We start from the raw sequence: 19,898 nt of genomic DNA, 5'->3' as shown, positions 1-19,898 counted from the left end.
ATGCTCTCCAAACAATTCATCAGCGGATTCCGCCACGAACTCGCCAACCGGGCCTTTGCCCTGATGGCCGTACGGCGCATGACAGAACGCCTGCATGGCGATGAGCGCCGCGTTTTCTGGAAAACCTACTGGGATCTGGAACGGTTCAACGGCCCACGCTATTGCGCAGCGGCCCGACAGTGGGGACTGGAATTCAAACCGGGACCGTTCCCGAAAATAAAAGCCTGGCTCATATCTTCCGTGCCGAGGCCATGGTTGGGGTTGCTGTTGAAGATCGTCCATCGGGAAACCGTCAAATACCTGCAGTGGCTCAAGGCGTTGCGGGACATCGGTCCGACGGAATCACGGGTATTCCTTAATTACATGATCGAACAGGAAGAGCTGCAGATCGAGTTGATGCAGTTGGCCTTGGCGAACCGTTATACGGAAATCGTGCGGCGCGCGGATCGGTTCTTTCTCAAGTACAGCGGTGTCATTTTAAGCAGAGGTGAGTAAATGGCGATGTTCCCCAAACGTATGGCCGATGAGCTTTATCACGACCTGATGTCCTCAGAACAGGTGAAAGAAATCCGCAGGGAGGTCCGCACATTCGCCGATGAATTCGTGGCGCCCAGAGCCTATGAAATCGCTCACCGAGACGAAAGCATCGAGAACTTTCCCCGCGACGTATTCGATGCCATGGCGCGCCATGGCATATTCGCCATTCCCTTTGCGCAACGGGAAGGTGGTCGTGGCCTTGAACATCGAGTGCTAGCCACCGCGACGGTCTGCGAGGAATTGGCCTACCACAGCAACTCGATTGCCGCCGTGTTCGACGTACACTGCATTCTGGCCGGGCGGACGCTGGAGAAGGGTAGTGATGCCATTCGCGAGCGCTACCTGGGGCCGGTGATCCGAGGAGAAAAAATCGGTGCATTCGCCACGACCGAACCACTGGCAAGTACCGATCTTTCGCCCAGAGCTGTTGCGACGATTGCGCGTCGAGAGGGTGACCGTTACATACTCAACGGGCAAAAGCGCTTTATTACCAACTCCCCGGTGGCCGACTTTATCGTTGTGCTTTGTCGCAGTGACGAGGATGGCATGGTCGAGCTGGTGGTCGAGACCGATCAGCCAGGTGTGCGGATCGGCAAACCCGATCTGAAAATGGGCAATCGCGGACAGCTGACCGCCGATGTGCATTTCGATCGGGTCGAAGTTCCGATCGAGCGTCGCATCGGTGAGGTCAATCAAGGGCTGCGTGTTGCGCTGGCCACTCTGACGTTCGGCCGCATCGGCATTGCAGCCACCGGCGTCGGCATGGCTCAGGCCGCGTTCGATCATTCCACGGACCATTTGTGCAACCGCGAAGCCTTCGGCAAGAAACTTGGCGCCTTCCAGCATTGGCAGTTCCGGATGGCCGAGCGTGCCACCCAGATCGAAAATGCGCGCAATCTCTACATCAAAGCCGCATTGCGCATGGATCTGGGCGCCGAGTTCCCCGAGCCAGAAGCGGCGATGGCGAAGTTCTATGCCACCGAGGCTGCCGGCGACATGGCGCGTGATGGCGTGCAGATCTTTGGGGGATACGGCTTCTTGCGCGAACTGTCCGAAGACGGCAGTCATTACAAGGTCGAGGAAATCTACCGGGACAACAAGATCAGCGAGATTTACGAAGGGACGAACGAAATTCAGAGGATGGTGATTGCCCGGCAGATCTTTGGCAAAGGGTTGGTGGGTTGATACGCGATGGTTGCATGCGCATTGGCCGGACAATGAACGTACCAAACGCGCGGTGCTAGAAAGAACAGCAAGCATCGCGCGACCCGGTTGACTTGTATCTGCTGTGGCTCCGTAAGTCAGTCATAAGCATATGAATTTATAATTCATCGCATGCTCACGAATTACTGATAGCTTTATCAGCGAAAGACGTCATTGTTCCTGCTGGCCAACAGAGCGGGTCATGTTTCAACGGATGAAAGTTGCACGCGGACTTCAAGGACGATAGACCTCTCAGCATTCGCTACATGGCCACTGGGAAATCGCTATGCCTGTTTGAAGTCCATTCAATTGGATTGATAAACGGTACCTGACATGACGGCTACGCTGAATGACTCGACTTTGCGACTTGCACCTGCCACACCACACTCCCTGGATATATTCGAACTTAAAGAATCCAACGTTCGTTCTTATTGCCGGGACTTCACTGCCACCTTTCACACTGCCGAAGGATCGACACTGACCAGCGAACAGGGTCAGGTGTTCATTGATTTCTTCAGTGGGGCGGGGGCTCTGAATTACGGGCATAACAATCCCGTCCTGAAAGCCGCGCTGCTCGACTACATCGACAGCAATGGCATCACCCATGGCCTGGATTTCAAGACCACTGCGAAGAAAAGCTTTCTGACGGCGTTCGATGAGCAGATCCTGGCGCCGCGCAACCTTAAATACAAAGTCCAGTTCCCGGGTCCTACCGGCACTAATGCGGTAGAGGCCGCGATCAAACTGGCCCGCAAGTACACCGGCCGCCAGAACATCGTGGCATTCACCAATGCGTTTCACGGCATGTCCCTGGGCAGCCTCGCCTTGACCAGCAACCCGCGCAAGCGGGCCGGGGCCGGGGTTCCCTTGAACAATGTGACGTTCATGCCGTATGACCGGTATTTCGGCGATGACCTGGACACTTCGTTGTACCTGGCCAACATGTTGCGCAGCGGTAGCGGTGTCGATAAACCCGCCGCCATTGTCCTCGAGACCGTGCAGGGCGAGGGCGGTGTAAACAGTGCTTCGGCCGCGTGGGTGCAGGCGGTGCAGCGTATCGCTCGTGAGCATGACATTCTGTTGATCATCGACGATATCCAGGCCGGTTGCGGCCGCACAGGGGACTTCTTCAGCTTCGAGGCTCTGGGCGTCACCCCGGATATCGTGACCTTGTCCAAATCCATCAGCGGCTACGGCTTGCCCTTGTCCCTTGTTTTACTGGCTCCCCATCTGGATGTGTGGGAACCGGGGGAACACAACGGCACGTTTCGTGGCAACAATCTGGCGTTTGTCACGGGCAAAGCGGTTATCGACCACTATTGGAGCGATGCGAGTTTTACCCGGGTGCTTCGCACCAAGGCCGATCTGCTGGAGCAAGGGTTGCTGGCGTTGTCCGAACGCTTTGCCGCAAGGGCGCCTAATCGCCTGAAGGGGCGTGGATTTTTCAGAGGCATTGAGTTTCAGGACAAGGACCTGGCGCAAAAGGTTGCGGCACAGGCCTACGCGGGCGGGCTGATCATTGAAACATCGGGCATCGACAACCAGGTCCTGAAGTTCCTGCCGGCACTGACCATACCTCCCGCGCAGATCACACAAGGCTTGCACATACTCGAGCAGGCTTTTGCCGAGGTGACCGCGCCATGAGTGATCAAGTCATTACCCGCCATGCGTCACTCGATGATGCCGAAGCCATCGCACAATTGCTGGACAAATACCGCCAGTTCTATGGTGAAAGCTCCGACCTGGCACGCTCGCTGGAGTTTATTAAACAGCGATTCTTTTTGGGCGAATCCGTCATTGTGGTTGCCGAGTTCAATCATGAAATCATTGGATTCACGCAGTTATATCCCAGCTTCTCAAGTGTCACACTTGAGCGTCTCTGGATACTCAATGACTTATATGTCGAAGCCTCCAAACGCAAGAAGGGGGCAGGGCTGGCGTTATTGAATGCGGCAAAGACATTTGCGCAGTCAACAAACGCCAAACAATTGTTTATCGAAGGCGCAGACGACAATCCACGCGCACGAGATCTTTACACTCGATTTGGATTTATCGAGAACACGGCATATCACTATTACCATCTTCCGTTAAAGCCATTCCAGGGATAGGAGCTTTACCATGTCAAACACTGTTTTCGATATTGTGGGTATCGGTTTTGGCCCTTCCAATCTGGCATTGGCCATTGCGCTTGAAGAGTCGGCATCGGCGCTGACCTATCGTTTCCTCGACGCCAAGCAGAAGCCGGACTGGCAGGACGAGATGCTGCTCAGCGGATCGGACATCCAGAACAATCCGTTGCGGGATCTGGTGACGCCGCGCAATCCACGCAGCCGCTACGGTTTCGTCAACTACCTGAAAGAAACCGGTCGCCTGTTCGACTACCTCAACCTGCCGTTGACGTATCCGCTGCGACGGGAATACGCCGAGTACATCAAATGGGTTGCCGGGCACTTTCTCGGCGATCTGGAGTCGTCGGCGTTTGTGCAGCAGGTCGAACCGCTGCTGTTCAAGGGCGAGCAGGTGTGGAAGGTCACCTATAACGATCAGCGTGTGATCTACGGGCGCAGCCTGGTGCTGGGCACCGGGCGCACGGCGAATATCCCGGCGCTATTCGAAGGCCTGACCGGCCCCCGCGTGTTCCACCTCAATCACTACCTGGAGAACATCAACAAGCTGCCTGCGAGCGTGCAACGTATCGGCGTGTTGGGCTCCAGTCAGAGTGCGGTGGAGATCGTTCTCGACCTGACGGCCCGATTCCCCGACAAGGAAATCTATTCGCTGCACCGCAGCTTCAGCTTTCGGCTCAAGGACACCAGCCCGTTCAGTGACAAGGTGTATTTCCCGGAATTCATCGACTACTACTTCGGCCTTCCGCCTGAAGCCAAATCGCGGCTGGACAAGCAGTTGCGCGGCACCAACTACAGTTCCGCCGACGAAGATGTCATCAACGCCCTGTACGTGCGCATCCATGAGGAGAAACTGCAGGGCAAAGAGCGCATCAGGATCCTCAATAACATCGCCATCGAACAGGCGCACATTGATGCGTCGGGTCAGGTGCAACTGGCACTCAAGGAGGTCAATCAGCTGACGCATTCGAGCCTGACGCTGGATGCGTTGGTCCTCGCCACGGGTTTCAAGGACATCGCAGACAAGGAAAACGGCGAGTTGTACCCACCGTTGCTCGCGCCACATCACCGCCGGTTCCGCACGGATGCCCAAGGCGCCCTGGTGGTCAATCGCGATTACAGCCTGACCGCTCTGGATGACTTGCCGGCAGTGTTTCTCAACGGGTTGTGTGAAAGCTCCCACGGGCTGGGAGATGCGGGCTCGTTCAGCCTGATTTCCCTGCGGGTGGAGCACATTCTTTCGGCCCTGGAGAAAAACCTGGAGCAGGTCGAAACCCCGGTGCAAGCATTGGCTTGATGCCACCTGGCAGCAGCCCATCCGGGCTGCTGCTTCAAACAAGGAGGTTTTATGTTCACAGCAGCGTTGATTTACATCCTGGCGGTCATAAGCCCGGGCCCGAACTTCATCATTGTCAGTCGATTCTCCTCACTGGGCTCGATTTCCACCGGGCTTGGGGCGACGCTGGGCATCTGCACCGTCGGCGTCTTCTTCTCGACCATTTCCCTGCTGGGGCTGGCGGCCTTGCTGCATGAGTATCCGGCGTTTTCCAAGGTCGCCACCTTGTGTGGTTCGACCTACCTGCTCTACATCGCCTACAGCATCATCAAAAGCGTGCTGGCCAAAAATACCGGCACCCCTGAAAGCAGCGCCGTTGGCGTCACGAGCTTCGGCAAGGCATATCGGGTGGGTGTCATCACCAACATCAGCAACATGAAGACCATCGCGTTCATGATCAGCATCTACGCCGGTTTTCTCTCGTCACCGCGCACCGACATCGAAAAGGTTCTGGTGGTCGCGTTGTGTTCAACCCTCGAAGTCATCTGGTATTCGACGGTGTCGTTGCTTTTCGGCCAGGGGCCGATCAAGGCGCTGTTTCTCAAATACACCCGGCAGATCGATATAGGGCTGGCGGTGTTTCTGGTGGCGTTCTCTCTCAACAACGCCATTCCAGTCTTGATTGCCAGCAGGTGAGGGCGCGTCATGGAATGGAACGATGTGCTCAAGGAAGTGAGCGTGCGCTTCAAATCTCGCAGCTGGTTGCTGATCGACCTGCCTCGCGAGGGGTTGCCACTGAATCGGCTGATGCGGAACCTGGCAAGCGATTACGCCCGGTTCACCCTGATACTCGACTGTGGCCTTGAAGAGGTCTTTTCCATAGTCGATGCCTTGGGGGCGGGTATCAGCTATGCCGCCTCGTTGCAGACGGTCAGGCGCGAGGCTGAAGCTGAGGTGGCGGGAGTAACGGGGGCTGTGGCGTTTCACGACTTCAAGTGGGCGTGTTGATGGGCTCATTTTCGCCATGCTCTGCTACGAAGTGGCTTTCAGCTCATTCAGGCGCTGAAGCTCAAGTTGCCGTGCCGCACTGGCTTCAAGATTGGCACGCTCCTGATCCAGATACCGATGGATGCTCTGGAGGCTGGCGATCTTCTGTTGGATTTCGGCCATTTTCTTTTCAATCAGCTTGGCGCCCTCGGCGCAGTCAATCCGTTGGTTGCGCTGCGCATCGAGAATCTCGCCGATTTCCCCCAGGGAGAAGCCCATGCTTTGCGCACGCTGGATAAAGTCCAGATCCTGCAGGGTTTGCGCGTTGTAGACGCGATAGTTGTTCGCTCGACGCTCCGCTGTGATCAGGCCGATTTGCTCGTAATAACGCAGCGTATGGCGGCTGGCACCGCTGCGGGTCTCGAGTTCGCCGATTTTCATGAAAACACCACTTGACTGTAGAGTTGGGTCGATAGTTTACGCTTGATTCCTCACCGGAAAACAGGAGCAGAGGAATGAGCGTGGAGTGCTTTGTCACAGGGGGAACCGGATTTATCGGCCAGCATCTGGTGGCGCTTTTGAGTGCAAAAGGTCACACCGTTCGAGTGCTGATGCGTCGCCCCGAGCGACTCGCGACGCTGCGCGAGCAAGTGGATGCGTTGGGAGGCAACTCTACCCGGGTATTCGCCTTGGCGGGCGACCTGCAGAGTGACGGGTTGGGGTTGAGCCCGGCAGACCGGGCCGTGTTGAAACACGCCGGCGTCCTGTTCCACCTCGGCGCCCAATTCGCCTGGGGGCTGTCAATGGAGCAGGCTCGGGCGGTCAATGTCGAAGGCGCGAAACGTGTGGCCTTGCTGGCTGCGGAGCAAAACAGCCGGTTAGTGATGATCGGCGGCTTCATGCTGAAAAATCATGAGCATCTGCGGCGCATCGGCATCGATCCTCTGCATTCGCAGTCGACCGATTGGCCAGCGGTCTATCGGCGCGTCGGTGGTTACGAGGGCAGCAAGCTGGAGGCGCACTTTGCGACCCTGGCGCTGATGGCTGCCAAGGGCGGCGAAATGACCGTGGTGCACCCGGCGACGGTGTGTGGCCACAGCCGCACCGGGCACATCCTGGAGGGCCAGCCGCTGGTGGCGCTGATACGCAACCTTGTGCAAGGCAAACTGACTGCGGTGCCCGGTACCGCCAGGCACTGGCTGCCGCTGGTTACGGTGGATCACCTGGTTGATCTGACGGCCGCGTGTGCGTTCGATCCCGCCATGGCCGGGCAGGAGCTGCTGGCGCTCGATGACCAGACGCCCGACCTGCGCGAACTGCTTGCACAGGTTGCGGTAACGGTCGGAGTGAAATCGCCCAGGCATTTCATTTCGTTGCAATGGCTCAAGTGGCTTCTGAAGATTGCTCCCGTCGCGCGTTTTCTGAATACACAACCCGAGGCGTGGACTTCATCCAGACCACACGCTTTGATACTTCAACGCTCGAGCGATTTGCCAACCGGCATGGCATTGCCAGGCCGACATACGCGAGTCGTTGCAGCACACCGCAAGGTTCGTCCATTCATATTGCCTGTAGAAGGGCCTTCAGAATCCATAGCTGCCGCTCCAGTGCAGGTGATTAATATCTGGCGAAAATCAGGACCAGATTGAGGGCGGCGGTAATCAAGCGTTCTTGCGGCGGCATCAAACCTTCACACGGTGATCAGCGGGCCGCTCAAGTACTGCTCATCCGTCACCGGTTCCATCCAGTCAGTGTTCTTGCCATCAAGGGTTTCGGTAATTGCAAGGTGGGACATGGCGGTATCCGCTGCCGCGCCATGCCAGTGCCGCTTACCGCATGCACAGGAAACCACGTCGCCCGGGCGGATCTCGGTACGTGGACCGTCTTCGCATTGCGTCCAACCCACGCCGGTCAGCACCACCACTGTCTGGCCCAGAGGATGCGAATGCCAGACAGTGCGCGCAGAAGGCTCGAAAGTGACAAGGGCACCGGTTGCCCGACCTGGCGCTGCGGCTTGAAACATGTAGTCGATGCGCACGGAGCCGGTAAACCAGTTTTCGGGGCCTTTGATGGAAGGCTTACTGCCATTGCGGATGATCGTTTGATTTGAATCGGTCATAAATTTTCTCTCGTTCGTAGAACGCTTGAAATCAATAGGGGCCGGCTAACTGCCGCCGCATTAATGTAGAAGCTTCAGCACCACTGAACTAGATGGCAAAATGCGCATACACTAATGCACAGGTGAATAAATGGCCGCCCCTGACCTTAACCATCTCGTTGCGCTGTTGACCGTGGCGCGAGAACGAAGCTTCACCAAAGCCGCTGCAAAGTTGGGAACTTCCCAATCCTCGCTCAGCAGAACGGTGACTGCTCTGGAAACTCAGCTCGGTACTCTGCTGCTTATGCGCACGACGAGGAGTGTGTCTCCTACGGAGGCGGGCCAGCGGCTCTTGGACTCAGTGGCACCGAAGCTGGAAGAAATCGAAGCCGAGCTGATGGCGGTCGCCGAGCTGCGGGCCAAAGCCGTGGGAACGGTACGCATATCCGCTACTGACTATGCAGCCAACCAATATGTATGGCCGAAACTGCAATCCCTTCTAACGGAACACCCCGAGCTTCAGATTGAGCTCATCAATGACTACGGCCTGCTAAATATCGTGGCCGAACGCTTTGACATAGGCGTACGTCTGGGAGATCTGGTGGAGAAAGACATGATCGCCACGCGTATTGCACCAGACGAGACGTTGGCCATTGTCGGCGCACCGTCCTACCTGCAAGCCAGGCCTGCGCCAAACTCGCCGTTAGACTTGATTGCGCACAACTGCATCAACTTGCGGCTACCCACCCGAGGTACGCTTATGCCGTGGGAGTTGTGCAAAGGACAGGAAAGACTTGAGGTGAAGGTGGGCGGCCAACTAGTGTTCAACAACTCTTACCAGATGCTGGATGCAGCATTGCGGGGTTTCGGTTTGGCTTACCTGCCATTGGCCCTGGTTGAACCACATGTACAGGCAGGTCGACTGGCTTTGGTACTTGAAGATTGGTTCCCGACCGTTACTGGACACCACGCTTATTACGCACATAGACGCCAATCTTCGATGGCGGTTCGCCTCGTTATCGCGGCTTTGCGCGCCAGTTGACGCCAGTTCGGTTTTACAGCCTTTCGAAACCGGAAGCGGAATTAAATTTGAGCGTCTGCTTCTGGCCGAAAGCAGCCGCTCATGATCGTCCGCTTTTGGCTTTGGATTCAACCGGCCAATTGCAGTCCTTCACTGTCAGCTACTTACTTCTCAGCTGCCTTACGCTGAGGGCGGCTCCCCATCCGTCTTTTCCTGGACAACCGGTTTTGCTGTATTCGAAGCGTTTCGTTGTGCGTGAAAGGCCTTGATCTCCGAAAGGCGGATGTCAGCGGGCAGGACGTGGCGATGCTTGTTGTGACCCACGCGCTGGGCGTGATAGATCCCGGTATGGCCCGAGACCAGATAACTGGTGATACAGGCAATCGCTGCGAGCGGGGCTATCTCGGGGCCGAACAGCTCCATGGTCATAACAATAGTCGCCAGCGGGGTGTTGGCGGCGCCGGCAAAGACTGCGACGAAACCGATGCCGGCGAGCATCGAGAAAGGCAGGTGCAGCAGAGGCGCAAGGGCATTGCCCAGAGTCGCGCCGATGTAGAACAGCGGAGTGACCTCGCCGCCTTTGAAACCTGTGCCGAGTGAGGTCACTGTAAACGCAAGTTTACCAATCCAGTCCCAGGGCGCTATCGGAGCTGCAAAGGACTGAACGATGCTCGGGATACCCAGGCCGATGTACTGATAAGCGTCCAGTGCCCACACAGCCGTAGCCACCACAATCCCGCCGAGCACAGGACGTAAGGGCGAGTAGGGAATCAGCTTTTTTACCCACGCCCCAAGGTTATGGGTGGCGGTGGCGAACAGCAGCCCCGCAAGCCCGAATACGACCCCTGCGATGACCACTGCGATCACAGTCCGTAACTGCACGGGCGCAATCTGGCCGATGACGTAGTGAGTGTGCACAACACCCCAAAGCAGGCCGACCTGATCCGCGACGATGGCCGCGACCATACACGGAAACAACGCGTCGTAGCGCATGCGGCCGATAGCGAGCACTTCAAGGCCGAATAATGCTCCGGCCAGCGGCGTGCCGAAGACCGAAGCGAAGCCGGCACTGATGCCTGCCATGAGCATGATTCGGCGATCTCCGCGGCGTAAGCGCAACAGGTGGGTTATCTGATCAGCCAGCGCGCCGCCCATTTGCACGGCAGTACCTTCGCGTCCGACCGATGCGCCAAACAGATGCGATATCAGCGTACCTGCAAGCACCAGCGGCACCATGCGCAACGGCACGGTTTTCCTGGGGTCGTGAATCTCGTCGATCAGCAGGTTATTGCCCGCGTCCACCGGTTTGCCGATCAGGTGGTAGACCAGGCCCACAGCAAAGCCAGCTATAGGCAGAAGCCAGATGGCCCAGCGGTGGGTTTCGCGCCATTGGGTCGCGTGATCCAGGGAGAACAGAAACAGTGCGGATGCCGATCCCGCCAGAAGCGCTACGGCACAGGCCAGCACCAGCCATTTCCCGATGTAGGGAAGCAGGTCGAGTTGTTCAGGTTTTCTGAGTTTTGACATGGGGTCAGCCACAAAAAGGAAAATGAGTCTGACCAAAAGGAGATTTCGCGCGCGAACGCCTACAGCCCTGAATTGATCAGTGTCTGTAGGCATCATCAGCTACTACGGGCGCAGCGGTTGGTAATTGGAGGAATGCCATCTCCAGAGCCCGATCATAAAGATCTTGCCCAGAGATGTAAAACTTCGTTACTACGAAGAGTGGTAGCGATTGTGTTCATCTCTACGCCGGCCACTCGACGTTTTGCACCGCCAAGGTTCGTTCCACAAACGCAAGAATCGCTTCGTTTGCGCGAAGGCGCAGCCGTGAATCAGGTTCAGCGTTATGATTTGTCCCTATGTATGGCGGCTATCGCGTAAGGAACCACCGATGACTCACCTTCAACCTGACGATCTGATCGAGGCGGACCTGACAGGCCTGGCATCCTTGATTGCGCGACAGGCCACCCATGCCGGGGATTTCACCACCCGGTTACCGGCGTTGAGCCTGCACCGTCGAACGTCCCCGACAGATCCCATGCCGTGCATCTACGGCCTGGGTCTAGGCGTGGTGGCCCAGGGCGGCAAACAGGTATTGCAGCAGGAAGCCGTGCTGCATTTCCGTGCGGGGCAGGGGATGTTGACCAGCATCGACCAGCCGGTGGTGTCCCATGTTGCCCAGGCGTCGGTGGCGAAGCCTTTTCTGGGGATGATGCTGACGCTGGATGTCAGCCAGATCATGCGCATCGCCTCCGAACTGCAACTGCCGCCTCCGCCGAAGGCCGGCACCCACCAGGCCATCGTCATTGCCGAGCTGGATCCCGGACTGGTCCGGGCCCTCGAGCGTCTGCTGGGCCTGCTGGAGGAACCGGAACTCTTCGATCATCTGGCCCCTCTTGTCCAGCAGGAGATCATCGTCCGGCTGTTGATGGGGCAACATGGCATGGCTTTGCGGCACCTGATTGCCACGGGTTCGCCCATGCAGCAGATCGCCAGGGTGGTCGCATGGCTGAAGCAGAACCTGGCTGAGCCCATGCGCATCGACCATCTGGCCGAGCGGGTGCACATGAGTCCTTCCACTTTTCGGCAGCACTTTCGCACGCTCACGGGGGTGAGCCCGCTGCAGTTCCACAAGCAATTGCGGTTGCAGGAGGCCAGGCAGCTGATGATCAACCAGCATCTGGACGCGGGGCAGGCAGCGGGGAGGGTGGGGTACGAAAGCGCCTCGCAGTTCAGTCGCGAGTACAGCCGGGCCTTCGGCGCGCCGCCGCAACGGGATATCCGGCGTATGCGCCAGCCAGGCTGACCTGTCTGCGTAACAGGCAATCGAGCAAGGCACAGATTTCCCTGCCGGCAGCAGGTCTGTGGCCTTGCACGCCCTTAAAAAACAAGGTTCTCGCGAGTTTTCGAAAGAACGTGATGAATCCGCATTCTCCTTGAAACGTGCAAGCAAGGAATCGGAATAGGCAAAAACACCCGCAGCCCCCTTCCTATACTGGACTCCAACGAAGGGCAGGCAATCTGCACGACTCAGTCGAAGCGAAAACACCTCGCCCTCCGCAACCCGGCAATCGCGCCAACTGGCGCTGCGCGCTGCTCTATCGGAGGCAACACCATGCAAAACGTCCAGTTCAAGAACCGCAACATCGAGATGGCTGGCCACCTCTACTTGCCCGCTGCATTCGTTGAAGGCCAACAATACCCGGCGATTATTACTGTCCATCCAGGTGGCGGCGTGAAAGAGCAGACGGCCGGCACCTACGCCCGGCTGTTGGCCGAGCAGGGTTTCGTCACCCTGGCATTCGATGCGTCCTATCAAGGTGCCAGTGGCGGCGAGCCGCACTTTCTCGATGAACCCATGAATCGCGTGGCCGACGTGTACAGCGCAGTCGACTACCTGACCACCCTCGGCTTTGTCGATGCTCAGCGCATCGGCGTGCTGGGCATCTGCGCCGGTGGCGGCTTCGCGGCCAAGGCGGCGTCGGTCGACCGCCGGATCAAGGCCCTGGCCACCGCCAGTGCGGTCAACGTAGGGACGGCCACTCGTAAAGGTTGGGAAGGCAAGGGTTCCATCAACGATTTGCTGCCGGTCGTTGATGCCCTGGCTGGGCAGCGCACGGCGGAGGCGGCAGGTGCTGATCCCGTTTATGCCCCTGACGTACCGCAACTGGGTGATACCAGTGCGCCCCGTGATCTCCAGGAGGCGGCCGACTACTACCTCACGCCTCGTGCCCAGCACCCGAACGCACAGAACAAGATGCTGATGAATGGCCTCGGCGCCTGGGTCGCGTTTGATGCGTTCGACCTGATCGACCAATTGCTGACCCAGCCGGCGCTGATCATCGCCGGCAGCGAGGCCGGCTCGCTGTGGCACAGCCAGGAGCTGCATGCCAAGGCGCTGGGACAAAAGGAACTGGTGGTGCTCGACGGTCTGGCTCACATGGATCTGTACGACGGTCCCGGAGTCAACACGGCCATGGAACACCTGGCGCCATTCTTTCGCACCAGCCTCTGAGTATGCCGGGCGGCGCGGGTCCAGCGCCGCCTCCTAAACTACTGGCTTGGCTCCGCCGCCTTGTCCTTCTGAATCTGCAACGATGCCTTGCTTTTGTCGCCATCTTTATTCGGGGCATCGTTCGAACCTTCGAAACAGCCCTGCAAGATCAACACGGAACAAAGTCCCAGACAGGCGCAAAGTGTTTTCATGATCCTCTCCTTTCAACTGAAAATACCTCTTCCAGTTCCGAAGGCTCGAACGGCGGCAGAGTTCACTCTGCTTTGCGCATTCCGGATCGGCGGAGAGCACTAGCGCAGCAGATGCACTGCCAGGCCCACGAGCGCACAGCCCAGCAACACCTGGATAACTCCTCGCTTGAAGCGAAACAAAGCTACGGCGGCGGATATCGCGATCAGCGCTGAAGGCCAGTCGAGACTGGCGCTGAAGCCTTTTGGCCAAAGGACGTGGTAACCAAAGAAGCAGGCCAGGTTGAGGATCACGCCAACCACGGCGGCGGTAATGGCCGTCAGTGGCGCAGTGAACTTGAGTTCATTGTGGGTGGACTCCACTAATGGGCCGCCTGCGAGGATGAACAGGAAAGAGGGGAGGAACGTGAACCATGTCACCACGGTGGCGGCCACAGCCCCGGCCAAAAATACCTGATCGGCCCCGAACACTTGTGAAACGTAGGCCCCGATAAACCCCACGAAGGCCACCACCATGATCAGCGGTCCGGGCGTGGTTTCCCCCAGCGCCAGGCCGTCGATCATCTGCGTGGGTGTCAGCCAGCCATAGTGACCGACCGCGCCCTGATACACATACGGGAGAACCGCATAGGCTCCACCAAAGGTCAGCAACGCCGCCTTGGTAAAAAACCAGCCCATTTGGGTGAGGGTGCCTTCCCAGCCGAAAACGGCGGTCAACACGCCCATCGGCAGTACCCACAACCCGGCGCCGATGAGTGCCAGCACGGTCAGTTTCAGCCAGCTGAACCGGGCGTGTTCCGGGGGAGGGGTGTCGTCGTCGATCAGAGCCGGGCCAAAGGATTTCTTGTCGGCGCGATGGCCTCCGGCCCTGAACTTCTCGGGTGCCAGGCGCCCGCCGGCATAACCGATCAATGCCGCCCCCAGCACAATCAAGGGGAACGGAACATTGAACGCGAAGATTGCAGTGAATGACGCCGCCGCTATCGCCCAAAGCCAGTTGTTTTTCAGCGCCCGAGATCCGATTCGGTGGGCCGCTTGTACCACGATAGCCGTCACGGCAGGCTTGATCCCATAGAAGAGCCCGGCCACCACGGGCACTTCGCCGAACGCGATATACATCCAGGACAGGGCGATCAGAATGAACAAGGAGGGCAGCACGAACAGAGCTCCCGCGATCACTCCGCCCCAGGTTCGATGCATCAGCCAGCCGATGTAAGTTGCCAACTGCTGGGCTTCAGGCCCGGGCAGCAGCATGCAGTAGTTGAGCGCATGCAGGAAACGGCGTTCGGAGATCCAGCGCCGCCGCTCTACCAACTCCTGGTGCATGATCGAAATTTGCCCTGCCGGCCCACCGAAGCTGATGAAGCCGAGCTTCAGCCAAAACCAGAACGCTTCACCAACACTGACGGTTTGCGGCCTCGGCAATTGGTTTTCTATCGTGGGGGACATCACTTTATTCATTGGATTGGTCATCGTTCACAAACACCGTCAGGATCGATGAAGGGCAGGATAAAAGCGGTAATCCACAAGAGCAATATGAGCGCAGTGGGCAAAATGAGCTTTAATTGAGCAGAGAATTGATTGCTCAAAAAAGGTGCCAACATGACGCAAACTCCATCAATTGTGACGCTATTTCAGGTTAACTACACTAAATGAGCCTTTAGTTGAGCTATGCAAAAAAGATGAGAAATCAATGGAGAAGGCCATGCCGAACGCAAATGACGTAATTGTCGCTCTTGAGCTGGAAGCTCATGTTGAAGGTGGCTATTTCCGCAGGACTTATCAGGCCGATCATCGAGACATGCTCGAAACCCGGACTGGCCCACGTCATTTGATGACGTCCATTTACTACCTGTTGACCGAAGATTCGCCGATCGGCCAGTTTCATTTCAACCAATCAGACATCCTGCATTTTTTCCATCTGGGCGACGCTATCGAGTACAGCCTGATTCATGCTGACGGCTCATTGCAAACATTGGTGATGGGCAGCGACGTTCTGGCCGGACAGCATCTGCAACTGCACGTACCAGGCGGAATCTGGAAAGCCTCCAGACTGCTGAATGGCGAGTACGGGTTCGGATTGATCAGCGAAGCGGTTTCGCCAGGATTTGATTTTGCGGATATGGAAATGGGGAATCGACAGAAGCTCGTGGCGCAATATCCGCAGCATCGAGCGTTGATTGAAATGCTGACACGTGATGAGGATTAAGAACGGTACATTTGAGACAGGAGATCATCGGCATCAAAGACATGGCGCCTGGGACGATGCCGGAGATTGAGATCCTGTGTGCAACCGGATCGATCTTGAAATACATTGTTACGTGTAATGTATATTATGTTAAATAATGTGTCTAAGATAAACGCCACCAACTGGCCCCAACGCCTCTTCAGCTTTATCGACCGGGACGCCTCCATCAGCGTCCCGGCCTGAGCCAATCACTTCTGATATTTCGTCAGCGCTTCAACGATGTTCGACGGTGCTTCCGCATATTTGGAAAACTCCATTGAATAGCTCGCACGTCCCTGAGACATCGAACGTACGTCGGTCGCGTAACCGAACATCTCGCCAAGCGGTACTTCAGCGCGGACGATACGGCCAGAGACAGATTCATCCATACCTTGTACCAGACCGCGACGACGGTTCAGGTCGCCCATCACGTCACCCAGGTATTCCTCCGGTGTGACCACTTCAACTTTCATGATCGGCTCAAGCACAACACCGCCGCCTTTCTGGGCCAGTTGCTTGGTTGCCATGGAAGCTGCCACTTTGAACGCCATCTCGTTGGAATCCACGTCATGGTAGGAACCGTCAAACACGGCAGCCTTCAGGCCGATCAGCGGATAGCCGGCAACGACGCCGTTTTTCATCTGCTCTTCGATACCTTTCTGGATCGCCGGAATGTATTCCTTCGGAACCACACCCCCCACAATTTCATTGGTGAAGACCAGGCCTTCGGTGATGTTGCCTTTTTCGTCCATGTCCGGCTCCGAGAAACGGATCCAGCAGTGCCCGAACTGACCACGACCGCCCGACTGACGAACGAACTTGCCTTCGATCTCGACGTTGGATTTGGTGATCTTCTCGCGGTATGAAACCTGTGGTTTGCCGATGTTGGCCTCGACGTTGAATTCGCGGCGCATGCGGTCAACGATGATGTCCAGGTGCAGCTCACCCATACCCGAAATGATGGTCTGCCCGGTTTCTTCATCGGTCTTGACCCTGAACGACGGGTCTTCCTGGGCCAACTTGCCCAGCGCGATCCCCATCTTTTCCTGGTCCTGCTTGGTTTTCGGCTCAACGGAGAGCGAAATCACGGGTTCCGGGAAATCCATACGCTCAAGGATGATCGGCTTGTCGGCGTCGCACAGGGTTTCGCCCGTGGTGACGTCCTTCATGCCGATCAGCGCAGCGATGTCGCCCGCCCGTACTTCCTTGATCTCTTCACGCTGGTTGGCGTGCATCTGCACCATACGACCCACGCGTTCTTTCTTGCCCTTGACCGAGTTGATGACCGAGTCACCCGAGGTCAGGAAGCCCGAATAAACGCGAACGAAGGTCAGAGTCCCCACAAACGGGTCTGTGGCAATTTTGAATGCCAGCGCCGAGAACGGCTCGTCATCGTCAGCGTGACGCTCGTCGTAGTCAGCCTCTACCAGTTCGTCCTTCGGCTTCTCGATGAGATCGGGGTGAATCCCCTTGATAGATGGGATCTCGGTCGGCGAAGGCAGGTAGTCGATAACGGCGTCGAGAACCAGAGGAACGCCTTTGTTCTTGAACGACGAACCGCAGACCGCCGGAACGATCTCGCCAGCCAGCGTACGGGCGCGCAAACCCGCCTTGATCTCTTCGGCGGACAGCTCACCTTCTTCCAGGTACTTGTTCATCAGCTCTTCATTGGCTTCGGCTGCCGCTTCCACCATCTTGTTGCGCCACTCGTTGGCCAGCTCTACCAGATCTGCAGGAATCTCTTCCTCGCGATAGGTCGTGCCCTTGTCGTCTTCGTTCCAGTAGATCGCCTTCATCTTGATCAGGTCGACCTGCCCCTGGAAGTCATCCTCTGCGCCAATGGCCAGCTGGATCGGAACCGGAGTGTGGCCCAGACGGTTCTTGATCTGCGCGACCACACGCAGGAAATTCGCGCCGGCACGGTCCATCTTGTTCACGTAAACCACACGGGGAACGTGGTACTTGTTGGCTTGACGCCATACGGTTTCGGACTGTGGCTCGACACCGGCAGTGCCGCAGAACACCACGACAGCGCCGTCGAGTACGCGCAGGGAACGTTCTACTTCAATGGTGAAGTCAACATGGCCCGGGGTATCGATAACGTTTACGCGATGTTTGTCGTACTGGCCACGGGAACCCTTCCAGAACGTGGTGACCGCCGCAGAAGTGATGGTGATCCCCCTCTCCTGCTCCTGCACCATCCAGTCAGTGGTCGCGGCGCCGTCGTGCACCTCGCCCATCTTGTGGCTCAGGCCCGTGTAAAACAGGATCCGCTCGGTCGTGGTGGTTTTGCCGGCATCGACGTGAGCGACGATACCGAGGTTGCGATAAAGGCTGATGGGTGTTGTACGAGCCATGGTGCGCTCCTTGAAGGGTGATAAAGCAATTTTTCACGACCGGAAGAATGAGTGTAGATCCATCGAGAGGTAGACGAGGAAGGCAGTTTTCAGCAGCGCTCAACACACTGCTGCCGAGCGCCGTGTTGGCGGAAACTCGTGAAACGTACAACTGTCATAACACCTGTTTACGCTGCGCCACACGGCGGCGCATGATCCTCGAAATGCCGTCATCACTCAGGAATTGAACATGGGCAAAGTCGTCGTCGCGTTGTTGTTCGTAATCGGTGCTCTGGGCTATGCCCTGGTTGAAGGACCGCAGGCTGCTCAACCACCGTTGTTCATGGCCGTTCTGGCAAGCATTGCGGCACTCGTTGCACTGGTACATATATCCAGCTCCCGCTCTACCGATTGAGTCCGAAGACCAGGCCTTCCGGGTCCATCGCAGCGCAGACGGGGCTTCGATTCGGGGCCCAACGCAATCTTGTTGTGGAACCAAGATTGATCAGAAGTGGTGGTTCAACTGCAGCCCAAGGCCATTGACCGTGTTCTGATAGGTGGCGCTATAACCCGGACGCAGACCACCCTGCGTCATGTCCTGTGAAACCTTCACCGGATCTTCATGAATATAGCCGTACCCCAGATCCAGAGAGGTCTGGTCAGTCATCTGCCAGTTCAGACCTACCGTGAAAATCTTGCGATCTCCCGAAGGTGCACGGGTGGAGGTGTACTGATTGGGCATCGGCGTCGGTTCATAGGCGATCCCGCCACGAACCTTCCATTGCTTGTTCAGGCGATAGGACAGGCCTGTCGAGAACGACCAGGTGTCACGCCACTTCAGGGTTTCGAGGATCGTATCGAAAGGGCCATAGGCCTGTGGCACGCCGGAATTCAGCACCCTCAATTCCTGCACGCGGCTCCAGCGACTCCACAACGCCCCAGCGGAGATATCCAGTCGATCATTGATGCGCCAGGTCGCCGAGGCATCGACCGTTTCCGGGGTCGTGAAATCGAGGCTCGCGTCGTACTTACCGTTGAGTCCCGGCAACCCCAGCACCGGGATCGGTGACAGCAACCCATTGGCGCCCGAGACTTTGGTCTTTCCACTCAGGTTGTAGTCGACCCTGGAGTGATAGGTGAGACCCAGGGTCAAGTCTTCGAAGGGGTCGAACAGGATACCCAGATTGAATCCCAAGGCCGTGTCATCGCCGGTGACCTTGACCGTCCCGTCGCCCTGCCCGCCCACCGCGCTGTTGGCAATTTTGCTTTCGAGCAACCCGTCGATACGGTTGATCGTCGGCCCAAAACCCACAGAAACCCGATCATTGATCCGGTAACTGACCGTCGGCTGCAAGGTCACGACCTTCACCTGAGTCCGCGAACTGCGATAGCGTCCCTGAAAGCCGCTCTCATAATCCGTGCTTCCACCAAAGGGGGCGTAAACCCCGAAGCCCACGTGCCAGTCATCGTTGAGTTGCAGCGTGTAGAAGCCCGATGGCACGACGATCGGATCAGGCACCATATCGCCGCGCGAAGTGCCCGACACCGTGGTATCGACCTTGCTTATGCGCGAACTGACATCAATGAAACTGAGACCGCCACTGACGTGTTCACCCGCCAGACGGGCCATGCCTGCCGGGTTGCCGTAGAGGATGGAGGCGTCCTGAACATCAGAAGCTCGACCAGAATAGGCCTTGCCTGCCGAGCTTATGCTCTGTTCGTTGATTTGCAGGCCGTTGGCCAGGAGTTGACTGGAGGTGAGGCAAAGCCCCAGCACGCAAAGCTGATTTCTTATTGTCATGATCTGGCTCTTGTTATTTTTTTGGCGGGTGCAAGCACCCGAGGCACGCGGATGGATCGTTGGAATCAATGATGTAAAAC

General features: G+C 57.3%; 18 protein-coding genes, 1 pseudogene and 1 riboswitch. Of the genes and pseudogenes, 13 read left to right on the top strand and 6 right to left on the bottom strand.

The genetic code is table 11. The features are described 5' to 3' along the window. The 7 genes from BBF94_RS01785 (at position 1) to BBF94_RS01755 (ending at position 6,150) form a co-directional block, all read left to right on the top strand. A complete protein-coding gene (locus tag BBF94_RS01785; protein ID WP_065257340.1) occupies positions 1–495 on the top strand; it encodes a hypothetical protein in 495 nt (164 codons plus the stop codon). Then, positions 496–1,722 carry an acyl-CoA dehydrogenase family protein gene (locus BBF94_RS01780; RefSeq protein ID WP_065257339.1) on the top strand — a complete coding sequence of 409 codons (1,227 nt, stop codon included), beginning with the start codon at positions 496–498 and terminating at the stop codon, positions 1,720–1,722. Positions 1,723–2,130: 408 nt separating this feature from the next. After that, entirely contained in the window at positions 2,131–3,384 is a 1,254-nt protein-coding gene (gene ectB / locus BBF94_RS01775) for a diaminobutyrate--2-oxoglutarate transaminase (protein WP_218060130.1), read from the top strand. Further along, positions 3,381–3,848 (top strand): GNAT family N-acetyltransferase, encoded by a 468-nt coding sequence (locus BBF94_RS01770; RefSeq protein WP_065257337.1) that lies wholly within the window; start codon positions 3,381–3,383, stop codon positions 3,846–3,848. Before ectB ends, BBF94_RS01770 begins: the two co-directional genes overlap by 4 nt. Positions 3,849–3,858: 10 nt before the next feature. Next, positions 3,859–5,163: a SidA/IucD/PvdA family monooxygenase gene (locus BBF94_RS01765; protein ID WP_065257336.1), complete on the top strand. Its 1,305-nt coding sequence runs from the start codon at positions 3,859–3,861 to the stop codon at positions 5,161–5,163. Between the two features lie 51 nt (positions 5,164–5,214). After that, a complete protein-coding gene (locus BBF94_RS01760) occupies positions 5,215–5,838 on the top strand; it encodes a LysE family translocator (RefSeq protein ID WP_065257335.1) in 624 nt (207 codons plus the stop codon). 9 nt (positions 5,839–5,847) lie between these two features. After that, positions 5,848–6,150, top strand: a complete 303-nt coding sequence (locus BBF94_RS01755) for a hypothetical protein (RefSeq protein ID WP_065257334.1) — start codon at positions 5,848–5,850, stop codon at positions 6,148–6,150. A 24-nt stretch (positions 6,151–6,174) separates the two neighbouring features. On the opposite strand, the gene BBF94_RS01750 is transcribed toward BBF94_RS01755, so the two are convergent. Then, positions 6,175–6,570 carry a MerR family transcriptional regulator gene (locus tag BBF94_RS01750; protein WP_065257333.1) on the bottom strand — a complete coding sequence of 132 codons (396 nt, stop codon included), beginning with the start codon at positions 6,568–6,570 and terminating at the stop codon, positions 6,175–6,177. Positions 6,571–6,644: 74 nt separating this feature from the next. On the opposite strand from BBF94_RS01750, the pseudogene BBF94_RS01745 reads away from it, so the two are divergent. Further along, positions 6,645–7,704, top strand: a pseudogene (locus BBF94_RS01745) (SDR family oxidoreductase). Between the two features lie 115 nt (positions 7,705–7,819). Here the strand turns inward: BBF94_RS01745 and BBF94_RS01740 are convergent. Further along, positions 7,820–8,248 (bottom strand): (R)-mandelonitrile lyase, encoded by a 429-nt coding sequence (locus BBF94_RS01740; protein ID WP_065257332.1) that lies wholly within the window; start codon positions 8,246–8,248, stop codon positions 7,820–7,822. Between the two features lie 130 nt (positions 8,249–8,378). On the opposite strand from BBF94_RS01740, the gene BBF94_RS01735 reads away from it, so the two are divergent. After that, positions 8,379–9,269 (top strand): LysR family transcriptional regulator, encoded by an 891-nt coding sequence (locus BBF94_RS01735; protein ID WP_065257331.1) that lies wholly within the window; start codon positions 8,379–8,381, stop codon positions 9,267–9,269. A gap of 159 nt (positions 9,270–9,428) precedes the next feature. Here BBF94_RS01735 and BBF94_RS01730 read toward each other — a convergent pair whose 3' ends face one another. Then, positions 9,429–10,775 carry a voltage-gated chloride channel family protein gene (locus BBF94_RS01730; RefSeq protein ID WP_065257396.1) on the bottom strand — a complete coding sequence of 449 codons (1,347 nt, stop codon included), beginning with the start codon at positions 10,773–10,775 and terminating at the stop codon, positions 9,429–9,431. 79 nt (positions 10,776–10,854) lie between these two features. Beyond that, positions 10,855–10,927: riboswitch (Fluoride riboswitch) on the bottom strand. A 215-nt stretch (positions 10,928–11,142) separates the two neighbouring features. On the opposite strand from BBF94_RS01730, the gene BBF94_RS01725 reads away from it, so the two are divergent. Together BBF94_RS01725 and BBF94_RS01720 are read left to right on the top strand one after the other, a co-directional pair. After that, positions 11,143–12,057 carry an AraC family transcriptional regulator gene (locus BBF94_RS01725; protein ID WP_065257330.1) on the top strand — a complete coding sequence of 305 codons (915 nt, stop codon included), beginning with the start codon at positions 11,143–11,145 and terminating at the stop codon, positions 12,055–12,057. Between the two features lie 309 nt (positions 12,058–12,366). Next, positions 12,367–13,266, top strand: coding sequence for an alpha/beta hydrolase (locus BBF94_RS01720; protein ID WP_065257329.1), 900 nt, complete (start codon positions 12,367–12,369; stop codon positions 13,264–13,266). 290 nt (positions 13,267–13,556) lie between these two features. Here BBF94_RS01720 and chrA read toward each other — a convergent pair whose 3' ends face one another. Beyond that, the gene (gene chrA, locus BBF94_RS01715) at positions 13,557–14,915 is read right to left on the bottom strand and encodes a chromate efflux transporter (RefSeq protein WP_065257328.1); all 1,359 of its coding nucleotides are present in this window, start codon (positions 14,913–14,915) and stop codon (positions 13,557–13,559) included. A 244-nt stretch (positions 14,916–15,159) separates the two neighbouring features. On the opposite strand from chrA, the gene BBF94_RS01710 reads away from it, so the two are divergent. After that, complete coding sequence (locus tag BBF94_RS01710; RefSeq protein WP_225875028.1) at positions 15,160–15,663, top strand: cupin domain-containing protein; 504 nt, start codon at positions 15,160–15,162, stop codon at positions 15,661–15,663. Positions 15,664–15,890: 227 nt separating this feature from the next. Here the strand turns inward: BBF94_RS01710 and fusA are convergent, their stop codons facing one another. After that, positions 15,891–18,038 carry an elongation factor G gene (gene fusA, locus BBF94_RS01705; protein WP_065257326.1) on the bottom strand — a complete coding sequence of 716 codons (2,148 nt, stop codon included), beginning with the start codon at positions 18,036–18,038 and terminating at the stop codon, positions 15,891–15,893. Between the two features lie 229 nt (positions 18,039–18,267). Here fusA and BBF94_RS27865 point away from each other — a divergent pair, with 229 nt between their 5' ends. Further along, a complete protein-coding gene (locus tag BBF94_RS27865) occupies positions 18,268–18,432 on the top strand; it encodes a hypothetical protein (RefSeq protein ID WP_176704400.1) in 165 nt (54 codons plus the stop codon). Positions 18,433–18,522: 90 nt separating this feature from the next. Here the strand turns inward: BBF94_RS27865 and BBF94_RS01695 are convergent, their stop codons facing one another. Then, positions 18,523–19,818: an OmpP1/FadL family transporter gene (locus BBF94_RS01695; RefSeq protein ID WP_065257324.1), complete on the bottom strand. Its 1,296-nt coding sequence runs from the start codon at positions 19,816–19,818 to the stop codon at positions 18,523–18,525. Positions 19,819–19,898 lie beyond the last annotated feature (80 nt).

This window comes from Pseudomonas bananamidigenes (genome assembly GCF_001679645.1).
Taxonomy (GTDB): domain Bacteria; phylum Pseudomonadota; class Gammaproteobacteria; order Pseudomonadales; family Pseudomonadaceae; genus Aquipseudomonas; species Aquipseudomonas bananamidigenes.
The sequence above is the reverse complement of the archived record's forward strand: the minus strand, read 5'-3'. Positions and strand labels throughout refer to the sequence as shown.

Excerpts from the sequence above, each read along its gene's own strand:
- BBF94_RS01740 (WP_065257332.1), bottom strand. The coding sequence starts at position 8,248 with ATGACCGATTCAAATCAAACGATCATCCGCAATGGCAGTAAGCCTTCC.
- BBF94_RS01770 (WP_065257337.1), top strand. The coding sequence starts at position 3,381 with ATGAGTGATCAAGTCATTACCCGCCATGCGTCACTCGATGATGCCGAA.
- BBF94_RS27865 (WP_176704400.1), top strand. The coding sequence starts at position 18,268 with ATGGGCAAAGTCGTCGTCGCGTTGTTGTTCGTAATCGGTGCTCTGGGC.
- BBF94_RS01695 (WP_065257324.1), bottom strand. The coding sequence starts at position 19,818 with ATGACAATAAGAAATCAGCTTTGCGTGCTGGGGCTTTGCCTCACCTCC.
- fusA (WP_065257326.1), bottom strand. The coding sequence starts at position 18,038 with ATGGCTCGTACAACACCCATCAGCCTTTATCGCAACCTCGGTATCGTC.
- chrA (WP_065257328.1), bottom strand. The coding sequence starts at position 14,915 with ATGAATAAAGTGATGTCCCCCACGATAGAAAACCAATTGCCGAGGCCG.
- BBF94_RS01755 (WP_065257334.1), top strand. The coding sequence starts at position 5,848 with ATGGAATGGAACGATGTGCTCAAGGAAGTGAGCGTGCGCTTCAAATCT.
- BBF94_RS01725 (WP_065257330.1), top strand. The coding sequence starts at position 11,143 with ATGACTCACCTTCAACCTGACGATCTGATCGAGGCGGACCTGACAGGC.
- BBF94_RS01750 (WP_065257333.1), bottom strand. The coding sequence starts at position 6,570 with ATGAAAATCGGCGAACTCGAGACCCGCAGCGGTGCCAGCCGCCATACG.
- BBF94_RS01780 (WP_065257339.1), top strand. The coding sequence starts at position 496 with ATGGCGATGTTCCCCAAACGTATGGCCGATGAGCTTTATCACGACCTG.
- BBF94_RS01765 (WP_065257336.1), top strand. The coding sequence starts at position 3,859 with ATGTCAAACACTGTTTTCGATATTGTGGGTATCGGTTTTGGCCCTTCC.
- BBF94_RS01710 (WP_225875028.1), top strand. The coding sequence starts at position 15,160 with ATGCCGAACGCAAATGACGTAATTGTCGCTCTTGAGCTGGAAGCTCAT.
- BBF94_RS01785 (WP_065257340.1), top strand. The coding sequence starts at position 1 with ATGCTCTCCAAACAATTCATCAGCGGATTCCGCCACGAACTCGCCAAC.
- BBF94_RS01730 (WP_065257396.1), bottom strand. The coding sequence starts at position 10,775 with ATGTCAAAACTCAGAAAACCTGAACAACTCGACCTGCTTCCCTACATC.
- BBF94_RS01720 (WP_065257329.1), top strand. The coding sequence starts at position 12,367 with ATGCAAAACGTCCAGTTCAAGAACCGCAACATCGAGATGGCTGGCCAC.
- BBF94_RS01735 (WP_065257331.1), top strand. The coding sequence starts at position 8,379 with ATGGCCGCCCCTGACCTTAACCATCTCGTTGCGCTGTTGACCGTGGCG.
- BBF94_RS01760 (WP_065257335.1), top strand. The coding sequence starts at position 5,215 with ATGTTCACAGCAGCGTTGATTTACATCCTGGCGGTCATAAGCCCGGGC.